At 62.2% G+C, this 21899-nt stretch carries 25 protein-coding genes and 1 pseudogene; 4 read left to right on the forward strand and 22 right to left on the reverse strand.

Annotated features, from left to right (window positions below; genetic code table 11):
• Window positions 1–97: 97 nt before the first annotated feature.
• From ADIAG_RS13855 to ADIAG_RS13900, 10 genes are all read right to left on the reverse strand, one after another.
• Window positions 98–1321, reverse strand: a complete 1224-nt coding sequence (locus tag ADIAG_RS13855; protein ID WP_007272014.1) for a multidrug effflux MFS transporter — start codon at window positions 1319–1321, stop codon at window positions 98–100.
• A gap of 121 nt (window positions 1322–1442) precedes the next feature.
• Window positions 1443–2111, reverse strand: coding sequence for an alpha/beta family hydrolase (locus ADIAG_RS13860; RefSeq protein ID WP_007272015.1), 669 nt, complete (start codon window positions 2109–2111; stop codon window positions 1443–1445).
• A gap of 157 nt (window positions 2112–2268) precedes the next feature.
• Window positions 2269–3177: a hypothetical protein gene (locus tag ADIAG_RS13865; RefSeq protein ID WP_007272016.1), complete on the reverse strand. Its 909-nt coding sequence runs from the start codon at window positions 3175–3177 to the stop codon at window positions 2269–2271.
• A gap of 274 nt (window positions 3178–3451) precedes the next feature.
• A complete protein-coding gene (gene glsA / locus ADIAG_RS13870) occupies window positions 3452–5239 on the reverse strand; it encodes a glutaminase A (protein WP_007272017.1) in 1788 nt (595 codons plus the stop codon).
• Window positions 5240–5244: 5 nt separating this feature from the next.
• A complete protein-coding gene (locus ADIAG_RS13875) occupies window positions 5245–5964 on the reverse strand; it encodes an SGNH/GDSL hydrolase family protein (RefSeq protein WP_007272018.1) in 720 nt (239 codons plus the stop codon).
• 65 nt (window positions 5965–6029) lie between these two features.
• On the reverse strand, window positions 6030–7601 hold the full coding sequence (locus ADIAG_RS13880; RefSeq protein ID WP_007272019.1) for an AMP-binding protein: 1572 nt from the start codon (window positions 7599–7601) through the stop codon (window positions 6030–6032).
• A gap of 101 nt (window positions 7602–7702) precedes the next feature.
• Window positions 7703–7999 (reverse strand): hypothetical protein, encoded by a 297-nt coding sequence (locus ADIAG_RS13885; protein WP_007272020.1) that lies wholly within the window; start codon window positions 7997–7999, stop codon window positions 7703–7705.
• Between the two features lie 28 nt (window positions 8000–8027).
• Window positions 8028–8636: a DUF3105 domain-containing protein gene (locus ADIAG_RS13890; RefSeq protein ID WP_007272021.1), complete on the reverse strand. Its 609-nt coding sequence runs from the start codon at window positions 8634–8636 to the stop codon at window positions 8028–8030.
• Between the two features lie 12 nt (window positions 8637–8648).
• On the reverse strand, window positions 8649–9293 hold the full coding sequence (locus ADIAG_RS13895) for a DUF305 domain-containing protein (RefSeq protein WP_007272022.1): 645 nt from the start codon (window positions 9291–9293) through the stop codon (window positions 8649–8651).
• A 75-nt stretch (window positions 9294–9368) separates the two neighbouring features.
• Entirely contained in the window at window positions 9369–9710 is a 342-nt protein-coding gene (locus tag ADIAG_RS13900; RefSeq protein WP_043475058.1) for a hypothetical protein, read from the reverse strand.
• Between the two features lie 150 nt (window positions 9711–9860).
• Between ADIAG_RS13900 and ADIAG_RS13905 the strand changes: the two genes are divergently transcribed.
• The gene (locus ADIAG_RS13905; protein WP_007272024.1) at window positions 9861–10592 is read left to right on the forward strand and encodes a M50 family metallopeptidase; all 732 of its coding nucleotides are present in this window, start codon (window positions 9861–9863) and stop codon (window positions 10590–10592) included.
• Between the two features lie 39 nt (window positions 10593–10631).
• Here ADIAG_RS13905 and ADIAG_RS13910 read toward each other — a convergent pair whose 3' ends face one another.
• Window positions 10632–10841 carry a hypothetical protein gene (locus ADIAG_RS13910; RefSeq protein ID WP_007272025.1) on the reverse strand — a complete coding sequence of 70 codons (210 nt, stop codon included), beginning with the start codon at window positions 10839–10841 and terminating at the stop codon, window positions 10632–10634.
• A 164-nt stretch (window positions 10842–11005) separates the two neighbouring features.
• Here ADIAG_RS13910 and ADIAG_RS13915 point away from each other — a divergent pair, with 164 nt between their 5' ends.
• Window positions 11006–12496 carry a TIGR01777 family oxidoreductase gene (locus tag ADIAG_RS13915; RefSeq protein WP_007272026.1) on the forward strand — a complete coding sequence of 497 codons (1491 nt, stop codon included), beginning with the start codon at window positions 11006–11008 and terminating at the stop codon, window positions 12494–12496.
• A 14-nt stretch (window positions 12497–12510) separates the two neighbouring features.
• On the opposite strand, the gene ADIAG_RS13920 is transcribed toward ADIAG_RS13915, so the two are convergent.
• From ADIAG_RS13920 to ADIAG_RS13930, 3 genes are all read right to left on the reverse strand, one after another.
• Window positions 12511–13623: a YihY/virulence factor BrkB family protein gene (locus ADIAG_RS13920; protein WP_007272027.1), complete on the reverse strand. Its 1113-nt coding sequence runs from the start codon at window positions 13621–13623 to the stop codon at window positions 12511–12513.
• Window positions 13624–13687: 64 nt separating this feature from the next.
• Window positions 13688–14548, reverse strand: coding sequence for an EamA family transporter RarD (rarD, locus tag ADIAG_RS13925; RefSeq protein WP_007272028.1), 861 nt, complete (start codon window positions 14546–14548; stop codon window positions 13688–13690).
• Between the two features lie 80 nt (window positions 14549–14628).
• Entirely contained in the window at window positions 14629–14883 is a 255-nt protein-coding gene (locus tag ADIAG_RS13930; RefSeq protein WP_043475061.1) for a PhnE/PtxC family ABC transporter permease, read from the reverse strand.
• Between the two features lie 6 nt (window positions 14884–14889).
• Between ADIAG_RS13930 and ADIAG_RS13935 the strand changes: the two genes are divergently transcribed.
• Both ADIAG_RS13935 and ADIAG_RS13940 read left to right on the forward strand, forming a co-directional pair.
• Window positions 14890–15105, forward strand: coding sequence for an HAD hydrolase-like protein (locus tag ADIAG_RS13935; RefSeq protein ID WP_051059942.1), 216 nt, complete (start codon window positions 14890–14892; stop codon window positions 15103–15105).
• A 320-nt stretch (window positions 15106–15425) separates the two neighbouring features.
• Window positions 15426–16169, forward strand: coding sequence for a LysM peptidoglycan-binding domain-containing protein (locus ADIAG_RS13940; RefSeq protein ID WP_043475063.1), 744 nt, complete (start codon window positions 15426–15428; stop codon window positions 16167–16169).
• 282 nt (window positions 16170–16451) lie between these two features.
• Here ADIAG_RS13940 and ADIAG_RS22180 read toward each other — a convergent pair whose 3' ends face one another.
• From ADIAG_RS22180 to ADIAG_RS13970, 8 genes and pseudogenes are all read right to left on the reverse strand, one after another.
• A complete protein-coding gene (locus ADIAG_RS22180) occupies window positions 16452–16922 on the reverse strand; it encodes a hypothetical protein (protein WP_007272031.1) in 471 nt (156 codons plus the stop codon).
• Between the two features lie 105 nt (window positions 16923–17027).
• Entirely contained in the window at window positions 17028–17408 is a 381-nt protein-coding gene (locus ADIAG_RS22185; RefSeq protein WP_007272032.1) for a hypothetical protein, read from the reverse strand.
• A gap of 7 nt (window positions 17409–17415) precedes the next feature.
• Window positions 17416–17565 (reverse strand): annotated as a pseudogene (locus ADIAG_RS22190) (hypothetical protein); the annotation flags it as partial.
• Window positions 17556–17918 carry a PadR family transcriptional regulator gene (locus ADIAG_RS13950; protein ID WP_007272033.1) on the reverse strand — a complete coding sequence of 121 codons (363 nt, stop codon included), beginning with the start codon at window positions 17916–17918 and terminating at the stop codon, window positions 17556–17558. The pseudogene ADIAG_RS22190 and the gene ADIAG_RS13950, both read right to left, overlap by 10 nt.
• 174 nt (window positions 17919–18092) lie before the next feature.
• On the reverse strand, window positions 18093–19502 hold the full coding sequence (locus ADIAG_RS13955) for an NAD(P)-binding domain-containing protein (RefSeq protein WP_083874143.1): 1410 nt from the start codon (window positions 19500–19502) through the stop codon (window positions 18093–18095).
• A 587-nt stretch (window positions 19503–20089) separates the two neighbouring features.
• A complete protein-coding gene (locus tag ADIAG_RS13960; protein ID WP_007272035.1) occupies window positions 20090–20563 on the reverse strand; it encodes an SRPBCC family protein in 474 nt (157 codons plus the stop codon).
• A 19-nt stretch (window positions 20564–20582) separates the two neighbouring features.
• Entirely contained in the window at window positions 20583–20882 is a 300-nt protein-coding gene (locus ADIAG_RS13965) for an ArsR/SmtB family transcription factor (RefSeq protein ID WP_007272036.1), read from the reverse strand.
• 179 nt (window positions 20883–21061) lie between these two features.
• Window positions 21062–21895, reverse strand: a complete 834-nt coding sequence (locus tag ADIAG_RS13970; RefSeq protein WP_043475069.1) for a PaaX family transcriptional regulator — start codon at window positions 21893–21895, stop codon at window positions 21062–21064.
• Window positions 21896–21899: the final 4 nt, after the last annotated feature.

Genomic DNA, 21899 nt, shown 5'->3' on the forward strand with positions numbered 1-21899 from the left:
TGGCGTTACCTTGAAACTAGCATCTGGCCCCCGACAATTGGGATTTGGTGGAGGCCTTGGGGTGCCGCCGGAGTATGTGGCTGCCGGCGCGGGGCGGTCAGAGGGCCTCGGGTCCGTCCTCGGCCGGCTGCATGGAAGCACCCCGGGTCATGGTGCCCAGAAGCAATGCGGCGATTGAGGAGGCAACCACCATGGTCACGGCCATGGGTACAGCGGATTGCTCGCCGGCAACGCCCACCAACGGCGAGGCAACGGCCGCGAGAGTGAACTGCAGTGCTCCGAGCATGGCGGAGCCGGTGCCCGCGTACTTGGTCACCTGGGCGGTGGCCAGGGCCGTCGCATTTCCCAAGATGAGCCCCAAAGCGGAGACCGTGACAAAGAGCAACACGAGTGTCGGGATCGCCGGGGTGCCGCCCAGGGTGATGACGAGCAGCAACCCTGCGCTCCCGGCCAGCAAGGTTCCCACGCCGATGAAGGTCAGCCGGATCGGTCCGACCCGGGGTACCACTCTGGCCGAGAGAACGCTGGTGATGGTCAGCCCCAGCGCGATGGCAGCGAAGACCAGTGAGTAGGAGGTGGTCCCCAGCCCGATGATGTTCTGCAGGACGAAGGGGGAAGCAGCAATGTAGGCGAACATCGCGGTCATGGAAAAGGCGAAGGTGAGCGTGAAGCCGAGATAATGCCTGTTGCGCAACACCTGTCCGGCATTCGACACCAGCACCCTGAATCCTCCGGCGCTGCGGCGTTCCGGTGGCAGCGATTCCTTTACCAAGAGGATTGCGCCGATGATCATCAGCAGGTTCAGCCCCGCCAAGACCCAGAAAACCCCGCGCCAGCCAAAACCGTGGATGACACCGCTGCCCACCAGAGGCGCGAGGACCGGGGCGATGCCGCCGACTGTCATCATGAGCGAGAACATCTTGGCCGCCTGCACGCCTCTGGCGATGTCCGTGATGATGGCCCGTGCCAGCACCACTCCGGCTGCACCGCTGAACCCTTGGACGAAGCGCAGGGCAATGAGCCACTCGATGGTCGGTGCCAGGGCACACGAGGCACTGGCGACCAGGCACACCACTGTGCCCAGCAGCAACGGCCTGCGGCGGCCGAATTGGTCCGAGAGCGGTCCGATCACCAGCTGCCCCACGGCCAGACCCAACATGAACGTGGTCAAGGTGAGTTGCACGGAAGTTGCGGAAGTGTCTAGGTCCGTCATCATCTGCGGAAATGCCGGCAGATACATGTCGATGGCGAAGGGTGCGATGGCGCTGAGCAGCGCCAGGATGGCCAAGAGCGAGCCCGGGGACTTGGTGGTATTCGTCATGAAGGGGAAGCGTTTCGCTTTCTCAGTAACGGCGAGGTCTGTGGCATATCCATGCTTTCACATCGGCAAAGGGCGGGCGCATTGCCCGTCATCGTCGGTTCCACGGCCTAAAGCCGGCGAATCAGTGGGTGGAGAGTCGCCTGCGAATGAAGTCCGCGGTGGCTTCGGCGAGCCCGGCGCCGTCCTCGGAGACGGTACGACCGGAACGAGCGACCTTGAAGGAATGATCGCCGCCTTCGAACCAGAGCAGTTCGCTGTCGCGGTTCAGCCCGGAGACCACCTGGGTCATGATTTCGCGGTTGGCGAAGGGATCGCGGGTGCCTTCAAGAAAAAGCATCGGCACTTGAAGAGGATAAAGATGCTCATCGCGGAGCTTGTCTTCTTTCTTGGGAGCATGCAAGGGGTAACCCAGGAAGATCAGCGACCGGGTGTCCATGCCGTCGGCGACGGCCATGGATGCCATCCGGCCGCCAAAAGACTTGCCGGCCGCGAAGACCGGAAGTCCACCCGAAAGGTTTGCTCCGGCCCACTCACGGACCTGTTTCCACACCGCGATGGCAGTAGGAGCCCTGTCCGGAAACTTCTTGCCGGCATCCATAGAGGGGAAGTTGAAGCGCAGGACCGAGATGCCTTTTTGCGCGATGGCCCGGGCATAGCCGGACATGAAATCGTGGTCCTTGCCGGCACCGGCTCCGTGGGCCAGGATCAAAAAAGCGCTGGGATGCTCGGCCTCATCAAGCAAAGCAGTGAGGCTTCCGTTGTCCCACGGGATATTCAGTTTCTGATTCATGACTTCAAGCGTAGTTCCCATGGGGCAGGGCGTTTGAACCGATCTGGTGAGCCTTCGAGCGGGACTTGTTGGTCTTTCTGGCTATTTCCCATGCGCCGCGTCGCACCCTGATCGGGCGATTGGATTGTATGCACGGATTGTCTCGTTCCCGGTGACCTCATTCGCTCCACTTTTCGGTTCCGGACTCGTCTGTTCCGTCGACCACGACGGTGAGGCTCTCGACTGCTTCGGTGGCGAATGCCTTGCTGTTGATCTTCAGCATCATGTTCGACGCGACAAAGTCCACACCGCGCATTGTGTCCGTGTCATAGGTGTTGTCCTGCCACTCACCCGGGCTCAACGTGACAACGAGTTCCCCTTCAGCGGGGGCTTCCACGGATCCCACGTAGGCATGGGGATCGGTGGGGAGACACTCGCGGTATTGTTCCAACTTCTTGATCGTAAATCCGCAGAAGGATTCGTAGGTGTCGTTCATGGCATCGAGCCATTGCACGTATTTCTCGTCGGCCCAAGCATCCAGATCGGAGGGGTCAGCCCCGGTCCGGGAGCGGGAATAGGAACCGGATCGGAAGCCGTCCTCGGTCGCTATATCAACGGTTTCCAGTTCGGGTGAATCATCTCCGATGCTTTCGAACATGACCAGGCCCATGATTCTCAGCTCGTCAGTTGCGGTTTCAAAGTGTTGCGACATTCCATCCCGGTTGAATTCATAGGAGTCGTCAATGAACAACCGCAGATGTCCGGCCTTGGGCGAATCCCACGAGTTGATGAGATTGTAAGGATAAAGAAAACCTTTGACGGACTTGATCCCCGAGTTGTCGACCCAGGCGTTGACTTTTTCGTCGGCCCATTCCTGTCCGCTCGGCGTCGGGCTGGCAGCTGGTATGTCGGGATGCTCCGTGGGTGTACTGGAGCTCTGCACCGTCAAGTTTTCATTCGCAGGTGCCACAGCACCGCTACTTTCGCCGGTGCCGATATTGGGGGATGAGCAACCAGACAGAGCCAGTAGCGCCAGAACTGCGGCGACGGCGAGACGAGTCCGCCTGGAGCCCTTCAGTGAATTCAATTGATGCCATTCCTTGTGTAGTCCCCGACCTGTGGCAAAACGGTCCGGTGGATTGAAACAGCGCTTCGGTAGGTTCGCTGTGAATCATCGTACTGACGCGCGGCGGTTGCGATGAAAAACATTGGCAAGTGTCTCCCCGCCGCATCACCACCAACACGACACTGAACACCGCAGGGAAATCCCTGAGTGCATGTGCCCACTCTTGGCCTGTGCCTACCAAACAGGGAAGCGGATCCCACATAGGTCTTGGCGCGGTGGGGATGAACCGTCGGTGTCAGTTCAGCGGGTGGGTCGAGTCCTTGATGTTCGCCTCGACCCGGGTGTAGGCATCACGAGCCAGGGCCTTCCAGAAGCGCAGGGCCGCGGCCGGGTCCTCGGCCTCCAGCTGGGTGATTGACGCGGCCGAGAGCACCTTGAGGTGCAGCTTGCCCAACGCCGTGACCCGGGTGATTTGTTCGCCCTCCGCACTCAGCGCGATCTCACCGAAGGTCATCCCTGCCGAGAGCGTGGCCCGGCGCACCGCCTTGCCCGACTCCAGGGTGGAAGTGGCCACCTTGCCGCCCAGGATGAAGTAGACGCCCCCGAATTCCTGTCCGGGGCGGCGAAGGATCCGGCCGTCCTCGATCTGGCTCTCCTCCATCAGCGACTCGAGCTTGGCAATGTCGCTGGCGTCCAACGGGGCCAAGGCCGAGAAATCGCGCACCGCCACGGTCTCGGGAACCATATCAGGGCTCCCATGCCTAGCCAGCAGCGTGCTCTGGGCCCATTCGATGGCCTCGTTGCGGCTGGGAAAGGAACGCAGCGAGGAGAGCTCTTCGAAGGCAAGTTCCTGGACCAACGCCAGGGTGCGTGATTCGTCGGACAGCTCGCGGGCCAGCTGGTGGATCAAGCGCACCGCGATCTTGTCGATCTCGTCGACCCGTCGCAAATCCAGGATCACCAGTTCCACGTCGTTATCCAGAGAGCTGACTTCCCTGACCAACGATTCGGTCCCGGCGAAGAGCAGATCCCCGGCCAGCTCGATGATGCGGGCACACTCGCCGTATTCGGCCAGCAGCTTTTCGGCGGCATCGGTGTGCCGGATGTGGGTGGGCACCTCGGCGATGGAATAGTTTTCGCGGATCACCGAGCGGCCCAGCCGGGCGGCGCGCACGAAGTGCAACCCCATGTCCGCGCTGATCCGCTCGCTGGCCTCGACCCCGCGCACCGAGGACCCGTGCGGGTTCAGCGCGGGGGAGTAGATGGCCAGGCCCAGCTGCCCGGGCAGCACGGCGATCAGCCCGCCGCCCACACCTGACTTCGCCGGCAGTCCCACCGCGGCGATCCAGGAGCCTGCATCGTCGTACATGCCGCAGGTGGTCATCACCGAGAGCGTGCGCTGCACCGCCTCCTGACCCATCACCTGGGTCCCGGTGATCGGCTGGGTACCGCCGTTGGCCAGCGTCGCGGCCATCATCGCCAAATCGCGGGTGTTGACCATAACCGAGCAGGCACGGAAGTAGTCCTCGAGCACCGGGGTCGGGTCGGTCTCGATGATGTCGAAAGAGCGCAGCATGTAGGCCAGCGCCCGGTTGCGGTGCCCGGTCAGCGCCTCGGATGCGTAGATCGATTCGCTCACTTCCAGCGATCTGCCGGCGGCGGCGGAAAAGTGTTCAAGGAGGCGTTCGAACCGGCCGGTGTCCCGATCCCTGATCATCGAGATCGTGGCGATGGCCCCGGCATTGATCATGGCGTTGGCCGGGCGTCCGGAGTCCCTGGCCAACGAGATCTCGTTGAACGCATCCCCGCTGGGTTCCACGTCGACCTTCTCATCCATGATCTCCAGGCCCATGTCGTCAAGGGCCAAGGCATAGGAGAAGGGTTTGGAGATGGACTGGATGGAAAATTCCAGCTCGGCGTCGCCCACCTGGTAGACATGGCCATCGACGGTGGCGATGGCGATGGCGAACTTCGAATTGTCCGCGTCTTTCATCGCCGGGATGCCCTGGAAGGGGACCCCGGTGTCCAGCCCCAGCAGATCGGCGTGGAGGTCGGCGAGATAGTTGTCGATGGGGGAGCGCATGGCTCCTAGCCTAGGGGCTCGGTCCCGTTAGTGTTTGCATCGGCCACGATGGGTTTGGTGGTCAGGGCCTGACCAATGGCCGCACCCAGGATCCTGGCGCCGGCGACGTTGGGGTGCACCCCATCCTCGCTCAGGCCTTCGGCAAAGGTGTCTTCTTCGCTGCGCAGCCCGGCGGCGGCGTCAATAAACAACCACCCGCGGTCGAGGGCCAACTGCTGCAAAAAGTCGTTGTACCCAACGGTGGCTTCCACCGCATCGTCGCGCGGCGGGACACTGCTCAGCAGCACCCGCGGGGCCTGCACGATCGAGGTGATCCGAACCAAGTTTTGTGCGATCCGCGCATGCGGGGTGCCGTGGGCCAGATCGTTGGTGCCGGCTAGGAGCACCAATGCATCGGCGGATCCGTGGTGCAACGCCGCGGCCATGTCCCCGGACTGGGCTCCGCCCAGCGCCCAGCCACCGGTCCAGGCCAAAGTTGCCGGAGCCCCGGGCGTGTTCACGTAGTTGACCCAGGAAGCCTCCCCGACATTCCCGGCAGCCACCGTGTGGCTTCCGGCGGCGGTGATGGAATCCCCGGCCACCATGAAGGTGGTGTGGACTCCGTTGGCGGGCAGCGCAAAGGCCTGTGGTACCGGTTCGTTGGCGCGCGGGCCCCCAGAGAGGCCCAGCAGGCCGGCGAAGAGCGTCAGGCAGGCGAGTACGAGCAGGGTTTTGCGAGTTCCCAAGATAGTGCCCCTTTCCTACCCACAAGCCTAGTGGCCGAGGCTGGGCACTCTGGGCGGAAACGGACTCATTCCTGCAACGATTCGCGCTCCCGCAGGATGAAGCGCTGCAACTTCCCCGAGGGGGTCTTGGGCAGCTCCGTGGCGTAGGTGATGCGCCGCGGGTAGGCGTGGGCAGCGTAGCGGTTCTTGACCAGTGCCTGCAGCTCGGCGGTGAGTTCCGTGCTGCCGGTGGCTTCGTCCTTGAGCACTACGTGGGCCACCAGCACCTCACCACGCAACTGGTCGGGGACCCCGATGACGGCCGACTCGAGCACCAGTGGGTGTTCGGCCAGCACCGATTCGACCTCGAAGGGGCCGATGCGGTATCCGGCCATGATGATGACGTCGTCGTCGCGGGAGGAGAAGAAGATGTAGCCGTCCTCATCCATGGTCCCGGCATCTCCGGTGAGGTACCAGCGCCCGTCGGCGGTGTAGCGTTCGGCGGTGCGTACCGGGTCCGCGGAGTAGCCGTTGAACCAGAGCATCGTGGATCCGGCCACCTCCAGGGCCACCCTGCCGCGAGTCCCGGCCGGGGCACATTCGTCCGTGTCGGTCAGCAGCACCGCGGCCGAGTATCCGGGCATGGGCCGGCCCATGGACCCGGCCTTGATCGTGTCGATGACTTCGGGTGCCCAACCGTTGACGATGCACATGCCCATTTCGGTTTGCCCGTAGTGATCGCGCACCGGGACCCCCAGGGTGTCGAGGGACCAGGCGATGGTGGTGGCATCGAGCGGTTCGCCGGCCGAGGAGGCCTTGGCCAGTTTCAGCCCGGGAACCCCCTGCGGCTGGGATGCCCGCATGGAACGGATGATGGTGGGGGCCGCGGCAAGGTTGGTGACAGCGAATTTTTCCAGCACCGCCCAACATAGTTCGGCGCTGAATCCGGTGGCCAGCAACAGGTTCCGGCGTCCGGCAAAGAGCGGGGCCAAGATCCCGTAGTACAACCCGTACGCCCAGCCGGGGTCTGCGACATTCCAGAAAGTGTCGGTATCTGTGACATCCAGCCCGTACCGGAAGTAGGTGTCGAAGGCTTCCAGCGCACGAACCGGGACTTGGACGCCCTTGGGGGTTCCGGTGGTGCCCGAGGTGAAGATTTCCACCAGGGGGTCATCCAGCGAGCGGGTGGCGGGGACAAACCCGGTGGGTTGGGCATCGAGTGCGGCCACCAGTTCGTCGGTGCCCAGCACCGGATAAGCCAGGGAGTCGAGCTTGTGGCGTTGCACCGGGTCGGCGAGCACCAAGCGCGCGTTGGCACCCTTGAGCCTGACCTCGATGGCGGGGGTGGCAAAAGCGGTGAACAGTGGAACATGCACGGCACCCAGACGCCAGAGGCCCAGTAGCGCATAGAGCAGCTCGGCGCTCTTGCCCATCAACGTGGCCACACGGTCCCCGGGTTTGATGCCGCGGGCGGCAAATAGCGCGGCGGCCTGCTCGGAGCGGGTCTTCAGGGTCGCATAATCCAGATCGACCGACGCCAAATCCGCGTCGATGACGGTGAAGGCCACAGAGTCTGCCGGGTGCCTGTCGCACAGGAGAACCGCTGGCTGCACGTCGCACGGCAGGGTGGAAAGGACCGGGATGTTCAAAGCCTGCATGTTCGTTGACCCTTGTCATGTCGGGGACGGTGAAGCGGGGGGTTTTGCTTCCCCGATGCCAAAACTACCAGCGCGGGGAAGCAAAACCATGGACCGTGAAGCTACCTGCGGCGCCCGGCCACCAGTGAGGTGAGTACAACTGCGGCGGTGACCGTGTTGACCGCCGGCCACGCACCGAGCTTCTTGGCCAGCGGATGCGAGGCTCCGAAAGCCGCAAGATAAAGTCCCGTCAAGGCTGCGGCACGCGGTGCCCCGACGTTGGCCTTCCAGCCCAGGAAGGCACCGGTGCCCGCAGCGGCGAGCACCGCGCCGCCGGCCGGGCGGCTCTTGGTGGTGCGAGCGGTGGCGAATCCGCCGATGAGTCCGGTTGCGGCCAGGGCCGAGGGCAGAAATTTCATAGTGTGTTGTTCTCCTTTTTATTCAAGTTTAGAGGCCGACGCCGCCGGTGCAGGGGGCACCGGGCTCGGGGGTCTGTGGTCCTTGGCGGTATTTGGTCACGAAAGCGGCGATGCGCGGGTCATCAGGCGATTCGACGCTGAGCTGCTCGCCCCAGGCAGAAACTGTGATCTTCGCTCCCTGGTCCGGGTACGGGCTGAGCAGCATGTAGGTTTTTTCCCCCACATCTTGTTTCAGCGTGGCAAGCTCGGCGTCGGAAATTCCGTCGTAGCTGATCCAGACCGCGCCGTGCTCTAGTGAATGCACCGCATTGTTTTCCGGCACCGGAGCCTCATAGATCCCGCAATTGAGCCAGACGGGGTTGTGGTCCCCGCCAACACCGGGGGCCTGATCGTAGCTGACCTGGGTGGTGACATGGTTGGCGGAGGCCACCTTGTAGGTCTGTACGCCGTCGATGGGCGCCGCTGCCAAGGCTGCTGCTGCGGATTTGTCCCCGGCGGCGCCGGTGAGCACCACTGCGGTGGGGACGATGATGGCCAGTGCCGCCGCGGCGATGATCGAGACGGTCAGGACCTTGGCGCGTTTTTCCTTGGCCCGGGCCTTGGCGAGGATTTCCTGGGCTTCTTGTCGCTTGTTCATTGGGGGAATCCTTTAGTTCAGCTGCGCGAGCAGCTGGTTCAGGGCCGAGATCTCGGCCTGTTGGGTCATGATGATTTTGTTGGCGAACACGGTGACCATGTGGTTGTTCCCGTGCTGCAGGTAGGCCTGTGCCATCTCGACGCCACCGATGTGGTGGGCGATCATCAGCGTCAGGAACTGGCGGTCGGCCTCGGTACCGCGTGCCGCGGTGAGCTCGGTAATCTCTTCGGCGCTGGCCATGCCCATCGAGGCCATGGTGTGCGACTGTCCGGGAGAGATGTTCCCATGACCGGCATGGACGGACTCCTCGGTGAGGAGGCCATCCATCCACGTCATCGACTCGCCGGTCTGCGGCAGGGCCCAGGTCTCGAGCCAGGCATACATCTGTCCGGACTGTTGTTGCTGGGTCAACGCGATGTCATAGGCCATCGAACGCACCGCGTCGTTGGTGGAATGCTTCCTGATGATCATCGAGAGTTGGACGGCCTGCTGGTGGTGCGTTTGCATATCGCGGGCAAACCCTGCTTCGGGTGAGGCCTCGGAGGGTAAACCACTGCGCGGGTTGGCGGATCCTAAGATCCAGCCGCCGGCGGCCATGGCAAGCATAAGCAGTACCACGGCGCCAACCAGGGCGCGTGAGGTCTTGGATTCGGACATGGCAAAAGTCCTTGGAAATGAAGAATGCTGTGCACCGCAAACGGGCGCGCGGACGGCAGAGGGCGAAGCCGTGTTCTAAATGCGCGAAATGGAGAGTGCGTGCAGATCCGGGGCGCGGGATTGCTGTGCGGCGGTGGCCCTCGAATGCTCGAACAGGGTTGCCGGCATCGCACCGAAAGCACCTGAGGAGTCCGGGCGCGGGGCGAGCTGGGTGATAAGGGGCTGCGGATCCGCGGTGGGTGCGCAGTGCTGCTTGGTCGGAGTATCGAGCGGGCACTGTGTCCGGTCGGCGGCCGGCGAGATCGTTTCCACGCTTGAATGCTGGATCGCCGAAACCTGCAGGGGCGCAGATACCAGGGTCTGGCACACCGGAAGCAGCACGGTCAGGGCCAGGATCAACCCGAGCAGTCGCTTCACTCCTGCACCCTTTCGATAACGGAACCCAAGATTCATTGAGGACTCAACAATATAAATGTCTCTTGTGGATTTCCTGTGAGCGTCCTGCGGGAGTGCGGACGGGGCCGTCGCGATGACAATCGAGACGCGCCGCGGACATAGGGTTGGAAGATGGAAATTATTGACCGGTGGTGGCAGGCGGTGCTGGCCGGATTCGGCGGCTCTGCTCAATTCGTTCCCACCTTGTGGCCGCTGCTGGGCTTGTTGGCACTGTGCCTGCTGCTGACCGTGCCGCGGGCCTGCTGGCGGATCTTCGGGCTCTATGTGACCTTCGTGCACGAGTTGGGCCACGCCTTTGCCGCGCTGCTGACCGGGCGCTTCGTCCACGGGTTGAAGATCCGCCTAGACCACTCGGGCGAACTGGTCAGCAGCGGGAAGCCCGGCTTCTCCGCGGTCTTCAGCGGTTTCTGGGGCTACCCCGCTCCCGCAGTGGTGGGCGCGGGGCTGGTAGCCGCAACGTCCTTCGGCCATGGATCAGCGGCCCTGTCGATCGGGGCATTGCTGCTACTGGTTTCGTTGTTGTTCCTGCGCAATGCGGTGGGCATCGCCGTGGCATTGTGTTCGGCGCTCGCCGCACAACTGCTGGTGGTGTTTACCCCGGTGGCGGCGACCAGCTGGGTGGTACTGGGACTGGGCATGATGTTGTTGGTGGGCTCGGTACGCGACCTGTTCAAGGTCATCGGCGTGCACACCCGCCGGCGCGAACTGGTCGCGTCCTCCGATGCTTACCTCTTGGCCACCCGCAGCTGGTTGCCGGCATGGTTCTGGTTGGCTGGCTTCACCGTGGTGATAGGTGGTTCAGTGGCGTTCTCGGTCTGGCGGCTGTGGGAGACCTTGGCTTAACACGCAGTGAATCCGGCCGGCGCATTCACTAGCTGGAAACTACCTGAGGGGCTCCACAAGTTGGTCGCCGACGACACCTTCGAATGGTGATCGTTCCGGTGCGTTCCGATGCAGAAAATGCGAGGCCAATGCCGCCCGAATCGCCGGCTCCTCGACGCCATAAGCCTCCGATATCTGGCCCATCGTCCAACCCGCGGTGCGCAATTCTTGCAGCGTCGGATAGGCCGGCATGCCGAGTCGAGTTCCCATGGCCCTCAACTCCTTTTCTGTGTGGATCCGTGAGAACACTGAACCACACAGGTAGGACGATTTGGATGCAGGGCAGCTCGGTTCCGAGCCGGCACGGGGAGAGCCGGGGATTTGGCCTACGGTGGGACTAAGGGACAACACCTCAGGAAACAAGGAGACACACCATGGCCATCTTTGAATATACGACGAAGCTCCCGTACCCACGGGAAAAGGTCTTCGCATGGTTCTCCCGCCCCGGGGCCTTGCCCCGGCTTTGGGCCCCTTACCTTGGGACAGTCAGCCAGGAACCGGATATGGGCCTGGCCGTCGGCTCCCGGGCCGTCCTGGACGTGGCCGCCCCTGGCACCATGGGTACGGCACTGGCCGCTGCCACCGACCTCGGGGCCAGAACGCTGGGACTGCCGGCGCGCATCGGCGCGCGGATCCCGTGGCGCGCCAAACACATTTCGCTGAACCCGGGTCACGATTTCACCGACATCATGGAATCCGGGCCGTTGGCCCGCTGGGAACACCAACATTTCTTTGCCGACGACGACCATCACACGCGCCCGGGCACGGTGATGCGCGATGTGGTCGAATTCGAACTACCGGTGCTCAGTAGATCCCCGTTCAATCGGGCACGCGCGCTCGCCGAGAAAGCGTTCATGCGTGAGCTGAACCAAGTCTTCAGGTACCGGGAAAGGATGCTGCGCGCCGACCTGGCCTTCCACGAGAACTACGCCTCCGAGCCCCTGGTGATTGCCGTGGCCGGGGCCTCGGGAGTGATCGGCACCCAGCTCTGTGCCCTCTTGGGCGGGGGCGGGCACCGCATCATCAAGCTGGTTCGTCACCGCAGCGAGGCCAACGGACACGATGCGGTCTTCTGGGACCCCGAGCGTGGGGTGTTGGATCCCGAGCAACTGCGCGATGTCGATGCTGTGGTGAATCTGGCCGGGCATACCATCGGCGGCAGGTTCACCGCGGACACCAAGGAAAAGATCTTATCCTCGCGCGTGCTGGGAACCGAGCTGCTCGCCGGCGCCTTGGCAACACTCGCGGCCGACGGTAAACAGCGCAGCTATATTGTGGCCTCGGGCATCGGAATTTACGGGGCCGCCCCGCACACCGGAATCCCGGTGCTGCCCCTGGATGAGGACACGGCACCGGGCACAGATTTCCTTGCCGAGGTCTGTACGGCGTGGGAGCAGGCCTGCGCGCCAGCTGCCGCGGCAGGGGTACGGGTAGTCAATGTCCGCACCGGGTTGGTGCAGACACCGGCCGGCGGCATCCTGGCGCAGATGCTGCCCCTCTACGCACTGGGTCTGGGCGGGCCGCTGGGTACCGCTGCCTGGCAGTCCTGGATCGGGCTTGATGATGTGGTGGGGATCTATGCGCACGCGCTGCTCACCGAATCACTGGCCGGCCCGGTCAACGCCGTGGCGCCGTACCCGGTGCAGTCAGAAGAATATGCAAGGACCCTAGGCAAGGTGCTGCGCCGCCCGGCCCGGATCCCGGTTCCCGGCTTCGCTCCCAAGCTTCTGCTGGGCAGCCAAGGAGCAGCGGAACTGGCCTTCTCCGACCAACGGGTGGCCAGTACTAAGATCGAGGCCAGCGGCTACGGCTTTCGGCAGCCGGAGCTGGAATCGGCGTTGCGCCACGTCCTGGGACATTCCTAGGGACGAGGAAGGAGCTAACGCCCGGAGCCGTGCCGCCTGCCGGTCACATAGGCAGCCACGGCACCCAGGGACCCTGCCAACAGACCCCAGGGGATGCCCGGGCCCTGAAGCTTCGATTCGGGGCGCAGCTGGCCTCCGGCGCGCATCCGCAGCTCGCGGGCTTCATCCCGGTCATCAAGCATCGCCAACTTGGCCTTGGCGATCCCACTGTCGTCGCGGGGCGGCAGCGCCAGCTCGTCCTCGGCAGCCAAGCCCTGGCGCAATTCTCGGGCTCGTTCGAGTTCGGCATCCAACTCAGAACCCAGCAGCAGGGAAATGTTCGCCAGCCAGATCCACAACAGCAGAATGATCACCCCGGCCAGCGCTCCGTAGGCACTTTGGTACTTGCCGAAATTCAAGACGTAGAAGAAGAACCCGGCCGTGGCCAGGGCCAGGACGAACAAGGCACCGAAAGACCCGGCGCTGATCCAGCGGAACTTCGGCTTCCGGACGTTCGGGGTGAAGTGGTAGAGCAGCGCAATCATGAGCACGGCAATCAGCACCAGCACGGGCCACTTGGCGATGTTCCAGGCCAGCAGCGTGGCCTCGCCGAGGCCCAGCACGTCGCCGATGGTCTGGGCCACGGGCCCGGAGAGCACCAGCAGGGCAATGGCCAGCACCGCCAGGATGACGATCACCAGGGTCAGCAGGTACATCTGCGGACGAAGTTTCCACAGCGGGCGGCCCTCGGTGACGGCGTAGGTGCGGTTCAAGGCCCGACCGAACGCCCCGACATAGGCCGATGCCGACCACAAGGCACCGAGCAGGCCGATCAGCAAGGTCCACCCGGCCCCGGTCTGCTCGCCGAGCTGCGTCAAGAGCCGCTCCGCGGTGTCTGCCATCTCCTGGGTTCCGACCTGGCTGATGGTGTCAACCATCCAGTCCCTGGCCTCGGAACCACCGCTGATCAGCGAGAGCAAGGAGAGCATTGCCAGCAGCCCGGGAACCATGGAAAGCACCGCGTAATAGGTCAGCGCCGCTGCCAGGTCGGTGGCTCCGTCACGGGTGAACTCGCGCACGGTGCGTTTGGCGGCATAGAGCCAAGAGTCCCTGCGTACGCTGGTTTCTTTGTGTTGTGGCTTGTCCATGGGCGAATTCATCCTCAATCGCTGGGGCGGTTTTGGTCCATTCCCACCTTACGGTGTGAACGGCTCAGCGCAACGAACGCGCGGCACGGAAGCCGTCCGCGGCCAGCAGCACCAGGGCCAGCAGAATCGGCACATAGGTGAACGCATCCTGGAGGAGCAGCTGCTCGCCCATGATCACCGCTGCGACCATCAACAGGACGGGTTCGACGTAGCTCAGCAGTCCGAACACCGACAGTGAGAGCAGCGAGGCGGCCCCCAGATACAAGAACATGGCCACGGCTCCCAGGAGGCCGATCGAGAGCACCGGTAGTAGTTCGGCCCCCGGTCCGTGCACCGACGTGAGGATGAAATAGAGCGCCAGCGGGGTCAGGAGAAGGATTTCGAGGGTGAAGGCGGCATTGGACTCGAAGCGGGCCCGGCGCCGGGCCGCGAAGTAGAGCGGATAGCCCAGGCAGATCACCAGGGTGGGCCAGGCCAGCCCGCCGTCGAAGACTACTTGGTGGCCGACGCCCACGATCGCCAGCGTGACAGCGATCTTCTGGGCTTGGGACAGCCTTTCGGAGAAGGCAGCCCGGCCCACCACCACCATGACCAGCGGGAGCAGGAAGTAGCCCAGCGAGGTGGCCAGCGCGTACCCGTTCATGGGGGCGTACATGAACAGCCACAGTTGTACGCCCACCAGCGCACTGGCGATGGCACCAAAAAACAGCAAGCTGGGCCTGGCCCTGATCCGCCCGAGCACCGTGGCCATTTGGGCCCTGCGGGCGGGGACCAACGCGTACACCGGGCTGATGACCAGCAACGTCAGCACGATCCGCCAGCCGTAGACCTCGGCGTGCCCGATGTCCTTCAGAGACCCGGAGACCAGAAAAATCGCGGCGAACAGCGCAGAGGCAACAACAGAGGCAAGAACGCCGCGATTCATAGGTGGTGCTCCGGATCCGGGCCGTCAATCAGGGGGTGAATATTGCAGTCTAATCGACGCTACGCCTCCCCGATGTGCCCCTAGACCTCCAGTCGGCGGCGGATGAAGGAGGAGAGCTGGTCGACCAGCACGATCAGCACCAACACCACCAGGATCTGGGTGGCCATCGCATCAAACTGGAATGACTTGATGGACTGGTTGATCAGCAGGCCGATGCCTCCGGCGCCGACCAGCCCCAGCACCAGCACCAGCGAGGAGCGCACATTGACGTCGAAGCGGTAGAGCAACAGCCCGACGAACTGGCGGCCGGGCGGCCGGCGCCGTACATGATTCATCGAGTGATGGAAGCAACCGGTGTGGTCGATGTGCGCCGGGTGGTGGCCGGAGGTGACACCGTGGTTGATCTCTTGGCAGCACACCACGCGGGGGTCAAGGGACTGGGCGTACTCACCGGCGCGCTTGACCGCAAAGCACTGGAGCAGCACCCTCACAGCTGGGTTTTGGAAGGTGTCAAGGATCTTCCCGGGATCCTTGAATCTGCACTAGTCAGTCCCTAATTATATCGATTTGGTAACGAGGCCTCGAAGCTAGAAGCGTTCCTCGAGGCCTCGTTACGTGTGTGATTAAGATTTTTTTTGAACCTGACTAGGCGTTATGTAATTGCATGGACGCCTTGGCTTGACGTGCCCCGGGGGTGCTGTCGTACCGTCGTTGAGTAACGTTTTCATAACAGCAAGTTATGGGGCCGTCTCAACTACCGCCGGATATCCTCCGTTGTCCATAGCGGCGGTAGCCACTCGAATCGTCGATTGCGACGCCGGACAACGCCGCCATGATGGTCCTGGACGACTTATGCGGAGGATGGCACTGGAGAAACATGATCCAGCTGAATACCAAGAGCAAGAACATTCGCCGCGGCGCCGCAACTGCAGCCGCAATCGCTTTGGCCGGGGGAGCCATGGCAATGTCGGTGGCACCCGCCTCGGCAGCAAACACCAGTACCTGGGACGCGCTGGCACAGTGTGAGTCCGGTGGAAACTGGTCGATCAACACCGGAAACGGCTACAAGGGTGGACTGCAGTTCTCGAACTCCACCTGGCAGGCATTTGGCGGAAGCGGAAGCGCGAGCAATGCTTCCAAGTCCGAGCAGATCCGCGTTGCCGAGAAGGTAAAGGCGGGTCAGGGCTGGGGCGCCTGGCCAGCATGCTCCGCCAAGCTGGGTCTTTCCGGCGGCAAGGGCTCGGTTGACAAGAGCTACGAGGCCGCCCCGAAGAAGGAATCTGTTCAGAAGACCTCGAACAACTCGACTCCCAAGTCGACTACGACCAAGACTTACAAGTCAGCTCCTGCCAAGGCGCACAAGACCAAGTCGGTCCCGGCCAAGAGCTACGCTTCCTCCGGCAAGCGCGCTGCTGCCCCGGTGGCTAAGGCTCCGGTCGTCAACGTGAACGTCAAAGACTCGGGCAAGGACTACACGGTCAAGGCCGGGGATACCCTGTTCAAGATTGCTCAGGCCCAGGGCCTGGATAGCTGGCAGGGTCTGTTCTCCCTGAACCAGGACGTCGTGCCCAGCGCCGACCTCATTTTTGTTGGACAGTCTCTGGACCTTCCAACCAAGTAAACCGGTCCCTCTTACGAGCGGACGAACGGCCAAGAGGGCTGTTCCGTAGCCACACCCCCCAAGTGGCTACGGAGCAGTCCTTTTGCGTTTCAGCCCGCTCTGCGGCCCCTTGGAATGTGGGACAAATTCGGGAAAAAGCGAAAAGTGGCGGGAAGACAAACACCACTACTGCGGCCCAGAGCCCGTATACCGGTAGATAGCGCATCTGCCAGCGTTCGGCGGCGGCGACCTTGTTCGGGCTGGTCCCGAACTCGGCGATCCTCACCAGGATGGCAGCGAGCATCAGCGCATCCACGGCGAGGGCGGCGGCCAGCAACACCAGTTGCAAGGTGTCGAATAACCCGCCGGGGCCAGTGGCTCGCGTGCGGACAGGGAGTAGAGGACCAGGCACAACACCAACACCAGAACACCGTTGTTGATGATCAGTAGGCCCCGGTCAATCCCGGCGACCCCGCCTGCAGTGGACAGCACCGCCAACATCGCCACGAGCATGACAATGGTCAGCGGAGTGAAGACGCGGGTCAGCAGCGGAGCGATGTTCTCAATGACGTCCAGCTTGGCTTTCACCAGCCAGCCGGCGACGACCAACGCACCGGGCACGGCAAAGGGCAGGATCCATGACTCCAGCACGGGTTCCAGATCCACGCCGGCCGACTGCAACACGGCAAAGGTTAGCCCGACCAGAACCCCACCACCAATGGCCAATAGGGTGAAGTAGATGGCTAGCTCACCGGTGAAGCGCACAAAGTCCATGCGCCGTCCGTGGCTCCGCCAACGTCCTCCGGCGTAGACGATTCCCGCCAGGACCCAGACGATGACGGGGGCATACAGCGCGGCCAGCGGCCCTGTCGCTCCGCCCTAGGCAAAGGGGTAGAGATTCAAAACCACGGCTACTGCCGCAAAGGCGACTCCCAAGGCCGCGACAAGGCTCCAAGAGACTTTTCGTTTCCAGGCAAAGTAGGCGGCAACAAGCGGGATGACCAGCAGGCTTGCGTTCTTTAGCAGGGACATGTCGTCGCCCAACCAAGAGATTCCGGCCTTCAACGTCAGTCCCGCACCGATGGCCAGTGACAGCACGACGGCCAGCTCGACACCGTGGCCGGGGCCGGAGATACCGGGCGCCCCGGGTCTCAGTACCAGCTGCTTCCACAGTCGTTCGGAATGTTCGCGGGCGAACTCGCGGGAATACCGGATCGAGGTTGCCCATACGCTTGATGGCGACCAGAAACGCCTCATCATCGTCGAGCCCGCAGGCTCGTCGCTCGTCGATCTGCTCGAGCAGGTGGTCTTCAAGCTCGTCGAGGCCTGCGGCGGAGATTGCGCGACGCCGGGCCACGTATCCTCGCCAAAGCTCGATCTGCGCTTCCAGCCCTTCGTGCGGTTCCACTATGCCCATCCCGGTTTCGTTTCGGTGGTCGGTCGCGACGTCTCCCACGCTTGGCGCAAGGCATCGGCCACGATGGCCCACTGTTTCTGGCGTTGGGCAAGCGCTCCCCGGCCCTCCTCGGTGATCGAGTATTGCTTGCGGCGGCGTCCAGCCTTTGAGAGCCCCCATGATGCCTGGAGATAGCCGAGACGCTCAAGCCTATGAAGCAGCGGATAGAGCATCCCCTCGTTCCATCGCAGGTCGCCGTCGGATAATTCCCCCACCCGCTTAATGATGGCGTAGCCGTGCAAATCGCCGTCTCCCAAGATCCCGAGCACCAAAGTGGTTGCCGAGGCAGCCACCAGGCACTTGCCGTTGTGCACCATGAATCCTATACATAGAGGTACTAGGTATTGAACCGCCATTGGTGTGTCGATGCGAGGGCAAGATTGCAGTGCGTCGGATCCCGGCGACATGACAAAGGTCCCGTCTTTCCCTCATATGCGGGGAAAGCGGGACCTCGGCGTGCCCCTCAAGGGGCAGGGATCGCAGGAGGGTTAGCGCTCCTTGGTCAAGATTATATTGGGGTCCAGCGTTGCCATGGCATTGGTGTCCACGTTCTGGCTCGGTCCGTTGAGATAGCGTTCCAGGGAGTCGTCCATGGCGTTGATCCAGCGCGTGTGGTGGACCTCGGCCATCGTGCCGGTGATCACCGAACGGTGGGCCTTGTCGCGGTAACCCAGGATGTCCTCGGACTTGTGCCGCATCCAGTCCTTGAACAGGGTGCTGACCGCATCCAGATCAAATTCGGGGTAGTCGGTCGCCTGGATGAGTTCGCGGACGTAGTCGGTCTGGAAGTCGGCCTCGGCATCATGATCGGCCAGGGCATCTTGAGCATCGAGCCACGACTTGATGTCAACGGAGCGCTGATCGGCAGGGGGCAGGGTGATCTTCCCTGTCATGACGTCGCGGGCGAACCATGCCTGAGCGTCAAACATATTGAAGGTGTAGTACTGGTCCTGCGCACCGAGATAGAAAAGGTTGGTGTTCTGCTGCCACACCACGCCCTTGTAGAGGTTGCCCGGGTACAGGACGTTGGCGGACTTCACAGCCAACTCGGAGGGCAAGAATGGGTACTTGTGGAGGTATCCGGTGCACATGATCACTGCGTCGAATTCGTCGCTGGTTCCGTCCGCGAAATGAGCCGTGGACCCCTCGAAGCGGGTGACCAGCGGACGTTCTACGGTAGTTGAAGGCCAGTCGTATCCCATGGGTCCGCTGCGGTAGCTCATGGTGATGGAGGCCGCGCCCATCTTGTGGGCCTGCATGCCGATGTCCTCCGCAGAGTATGAGGAGCCGATCATCAGCAGCTTCTTGCCGCCAAAGCGTTCGGCACCGCGGAAATCGTGGGCGTGCAGGACTTCACCGGGGAAGGTATTGATTCCCTCGAATTCCGGGATGTTCGGCGTCGAGAAGTGGCCGGAGGAGACCACCAGTTTGTCGAAGATATAGGTCTTGGACTCCCCGGTATTCACATCCTGGCTGACGAGCGTGAATTCTTCGCTTGATTTGTCATAGGTAACCCAGCGAACGGCGGTGTTGAACTGGATGTACTTACGCACGTCGGATTTCTCGACACGACCGGCGATGTAGTCGAAGAGAACTTCACGCGGCGGGAACGATGAGATCGGGCGGCCGAAGTGCTCGTCAAAAGTGTAGTCGGAGAACTCGAGGCATTCCTTGGGCCCGTTGGACCAGAGGTGGCGGTACATCGAGGAGTGAGCCGTTTCTCCGGTTCCGTCCATGCCGGTGTGCCAGGTGTAGTTCCATTGGCCGCCCCAATCGGACTGCTTTTCAAAGCATACGATTTCGGGCATCTCTGCACCCTTTGCGCGTGCGGCTTCGAAGGCGCGCAACTGCGCCATTCCGCTGGGTCCTGCACCAATGATTCCAACTCGCAAGCTCAAATTTTTCTCCTCTGTTCCAGGGCCGATTCAATTACCCGTGGCTTAAGGTAATTCGGAACCGCGCCAATGAAGGCGTTATCGGGAAATGCGACCACTGGAAGAACCTATGTTCTTCTTCGCATTCAGCTGCCGACGCTTTGTACGCCGCAAGGTCAGTTGCTCCCGGGCCTCGATCCCCAGCAAAGGGAGAGTCGTCGCAATACAGAAAAAGACCGGCAGATAGCGGTCGTTGCGGTTCCGAATGAACCAGGTATCGGCCCGTTAGGGGTGGGCTGGTTCTCTCCTAATAGCAACAGGAATCGCTCAATAAGTCAAATCCCGTGCTCTAATTTTTGTGCCGAAAATTTCCGGTGGCCCAGCCGCTAACGTGCTTTAAAGCCATAGTTTCTGTGAGGTCTTGGCCCGATGGTTGGGGACAAAAGCATTCGCCGTGGTGGGGGAGAGCGGTCGTTAGATCAGACTATTAAATTGGCGTATTGTCATGCCGTTAAGATATCCAATATTCGGTTTGGCCGGTCGCCGATGCCTCAACGTACGCGGTCTGTGGCGGGGTGTCGTTGGAAGGAGGCACCCCGCCAGAAGGGGGATTAGCGGGAGGAGAGGAGGGCGTCTAGTCGCGCGTACCCCTCAGATAATCCGACCTCCATTCCGGATGCGGCCATGCCATCACGGGCTTCCTGGGTCGGGTAGACCGAATGCCCCACCAGACGGGTGCGATTGTTCTCCAGCGTTTCAAAACGGATGTAGTCCATGGCGACGACATCGGGGTAGCCATCGAACTCAAAGGTCTGGATGGCGAACTCGTTCTCGCGAACTGTGTGGAATACCCCAGTGAAAACATAGTTTCCCGTCTCGTCGGAGTGGGTGTATTTGTAGGATCCGCCGCTGTGGAAGTCGTAGTGGTCAACTTCCATTTTCATGTTGTTCGGCCCGAACCACTGGGCGACAATCTCGGGATCTCGGTGCGCTTCGAACACCGCGGCAACGGGAAAATCGAATTCCCGGGTGAAATCAATGAAGGGTGCGCCTTCGGGGACTGTGACATTTAGTTGGTTGCTCATCGTGAGACCTTCGCGGTTGTCAGTGGTGCTTTAGTTGGCTTTTGAGCACGGCATCCAAGCGGTTGTACTTCAGTTCGGCAAGTATTCGGTACTTGTCGATCCAACGTGTCAGTTCCGTGAGGAGTGCGGGATTCAGGTGGACTGGTCTGGTCTGCGCCTCGCGGGTGCGGGTCACCAAGTGGGCTTGCTCCAGGACTTGAATGTGCTTCGAGATGCCCTGTACCGACATCTTGAACGGTTCGGCGAGTTCGTTGACGGTGGCCGGCCCCGTGGAGAGCCTGACGATAATTTGCCGCCGTGTTTGGTCCGCAAGGGCCATGAATGCCCTATTGAGATCCTGCTCGTCAAACGTCAAGTATTCAACTCATTTCTTTATCAACCATTCGGTTGGGTATCATGATCCGCCGGTGACTGACGATAGTCAAGAGTTGTCACGGGAAGATCGTGGCGCCATTCCTGCGGTCGGTCGGCGGCCACGAGGTTTTGTGCTCGGCGGCCCTATCCGACAGCGTTCAGCGAGGCCGCAAAACTGTGTGCCGCGACGGCGTGGCTTGCCTGGATGCTCAGGAACAGTTCCGCGCTTCGGTGGCCGGGCCAATCCTTGGGCAGGAAACTGTCCGGCAGCCCGGGGTCAACGTAAGGGATGGTCCGCCAAGAGTCGATGGCCCGAACGTAAGCCGCAAAACTCTCTTCGGCACTTGCCTGCCCCTCTGTAGTCACGGCCTGATTCTGTTCGAGGAACGCATCGTGTAGCTCAGCCAGGGCGCCCAAATCCCACCAGGCAGACGCCGTTTCCTGCGCTGTCCCAGTAAATTCCAAGAGGTTGGAGACAATGATGGTCGCGTGGTCCTCCAGGCCAAGGACGCGCAGGATCTCCCAAACTTCGGCGCGCAAGTAGTCCGGGAATATCCATAGTCCTGGTGTTATCAGGCCACCGCCGATGCCCTGAAGATGTTTGCGCAACTGATGGCGACGTTCGCGTTCGGCTTCCGGGATGGAATACGAAAGCAGACACCAAGAATCTGTAGACCCCATGGAGCGGGGTTCGAATATGCGCCTGTCTCCTCGGGCAAGGATCTGCTCACCGGTGGCGGTGAGGGCGAATCCCGGGGTTTCCTTCCGGGACTGTTGGTCCAGGATCCCCTTTTTCTTCAGTCGTGAAATCGCCGTCCGGGTCACCTGGGGCGTTGTTCCCAGCGAGTTCATCAGCGCAACCAGGTGGGCGGAAGAGATCCAGCCGCCGAGCTCTCGTAGGTACAGTCCCACGATGGTCCGCACCAAGGACGTGGTGCTCCCTGGACGTGCATCTAGATCGTCGAGCGAAGTTAGCATGTCG

It is taken from the genome of Paeniglutamicibacter gangotriensis Lz1y (assembly GCF_000348945.1).
GTDB classification, from domain to species: domain Bacteria; phylum Actinomycetota; class Actinomycetes; order Actinomycetales; family Micrococcaceae; genus Paeniglutamicibacter; species Paeniglutamicibacter gangotriensis.

Bases quoted from the DNA above. Each gene is read 5' to 3' on its own strand.
- ADIAG_RS13910 (WP_007272025.1), bottom strand. From the start codon at position 10,841: ATGGGAACTCGACTCGGCATGCCGGCCTATCCGACGCTGCAAGAATTG.
- rarD (WP_007272028.1), bottom strand. From the start codon at position 14,548: ATGAATCGCGGCGTTCTTGCCTCTGTTGTTGCCTCTGCGCTGTTCGCC.
- ADIAG_RS13915 (WP_007272026.1), top strand. From the start codon at position 11,006: ATGGCCATCTTTGAATATACGACGAAGCTCCCGTACCCACGGGAAAAG.
- ADIAG_RS22185 (WP_007272032.1), bottom strand. From the start codon at position 17,408: ATGATGAGGCGTTTCTGGTCGCCATCAAGCGTATGGGCAACCTCGATC.
- ADIAG_RS13965 (WP_007272036.1), bottom strand. From the start codon at position 20,882: ATGGCCCTTGCGGACCAAACACGGCGGCAAATTATCGTCAGGCTCTCC.
- ADIAG_RS13855 (WP_007272014.1), bottom strand. From the start codon at position 1,321: ATGACGAATACCACCAAGTCCCCGGGCTCGCTCTTGGCCATCCTGGCG.
- ADIAG_RS13920 (WP_007272027.1), bottom strand. From the start codon at position 13,623: ATGGACAAGCCACAACACAAAGAAACCAGCGTACGCAGGGACTCTTGG.
- ADIAG_RS13935 (WP_051059942.1), top strand. From the start codon at position 14,890: ATGGAAGCAACCGGTGTGGTCGATGTGCGCCGGGTGGTGGCCGGAGGT.
- ADIAG_RS13930 (WP_043475061.1), bottom strand. From the start codon at position 14,883: ATGAATCATGTACGGCGCCGGCCGCCCGGCCGCCAGTTCGTCGGGCTG.
- ADIAG_RS22180 (WP_007272031.1), bottom strand. From the start codon at position 16,922: ATGGACTTTGTGCGCTTCACCGGTGAGCTAGCCATCTACTTCACCCTA.
- ADIAG_RS13860 (WP_007272015.1), bottom strand. From the start codon at position 2,111: ATGAATCAGAAACTGAATATCCCGTGGGACAACGGAAGCCTCACTGCT.
- ADIAG_RS13895 (WP_007272022.1), bottom strand. From the start codon at position 9,293: ATGTCCGAATCCAAGACCTCACGCGCCCTGGTTGGCGCCGTGGTACTG.
- ADIAG_RS13885 (WP_007272020.1), bottom strand. From the start codon at position 7,999: ATGAAATTTCTGCCCTCGGCCCTGGCCGCAACCGGACTCATCGGCGGA.
- ADIAG_RS13940 (WP_043475063.1), top strand. From the start codon at position 15,426: ATGATCCAGCTGAATACCAAGAGCAAGAACATTCGCCGCGGCGCCGCA.
- ADIAG_RS13890 (WP_007272021.1), bottom strand. From the start codon at position 8,636: ATGAACAAGCGACAAGAAGCCCAGGAAATCCTCGCCAAGGCCCGGGCC.
- ADIAG_RS13970 (WP_043475069.1), bottom strand. From the start codon at position 21,895: ATGCTAACTTCGCTCGACGATCTAGATGCACGTCCAGGGAGCACCACG.
- glsA (WP_007272017.1), bottom strand. From the start codon at position 5,239: ATGCGCTCCCCCATCGACAACTATCTCGCCGACCTCCACGCCGATCTG.
- ADIAG_RS13960 (WP_007272035.1), bottom strand. From the start codon at position 20,563: ATGAGCAACCAACTAAATGTCACAGTCCCCGAAGGCGCACCCTTCATT.
- ADIAG_RS13905 (WP_007272024.1), top strand. From the start codon at position 9,861: ATGGAAATTATTGACCGGTGGTGGCAGGCGGTGCTGGCCGGATTCGGC.
- ADIAG_RS13880 (WP_007272019.1), bottom strand. From the start codon at position 7,601: ATGCAGGCTTTGAACATCCCGGTCCTTTCCACCCTGCCGTGCGACGTG.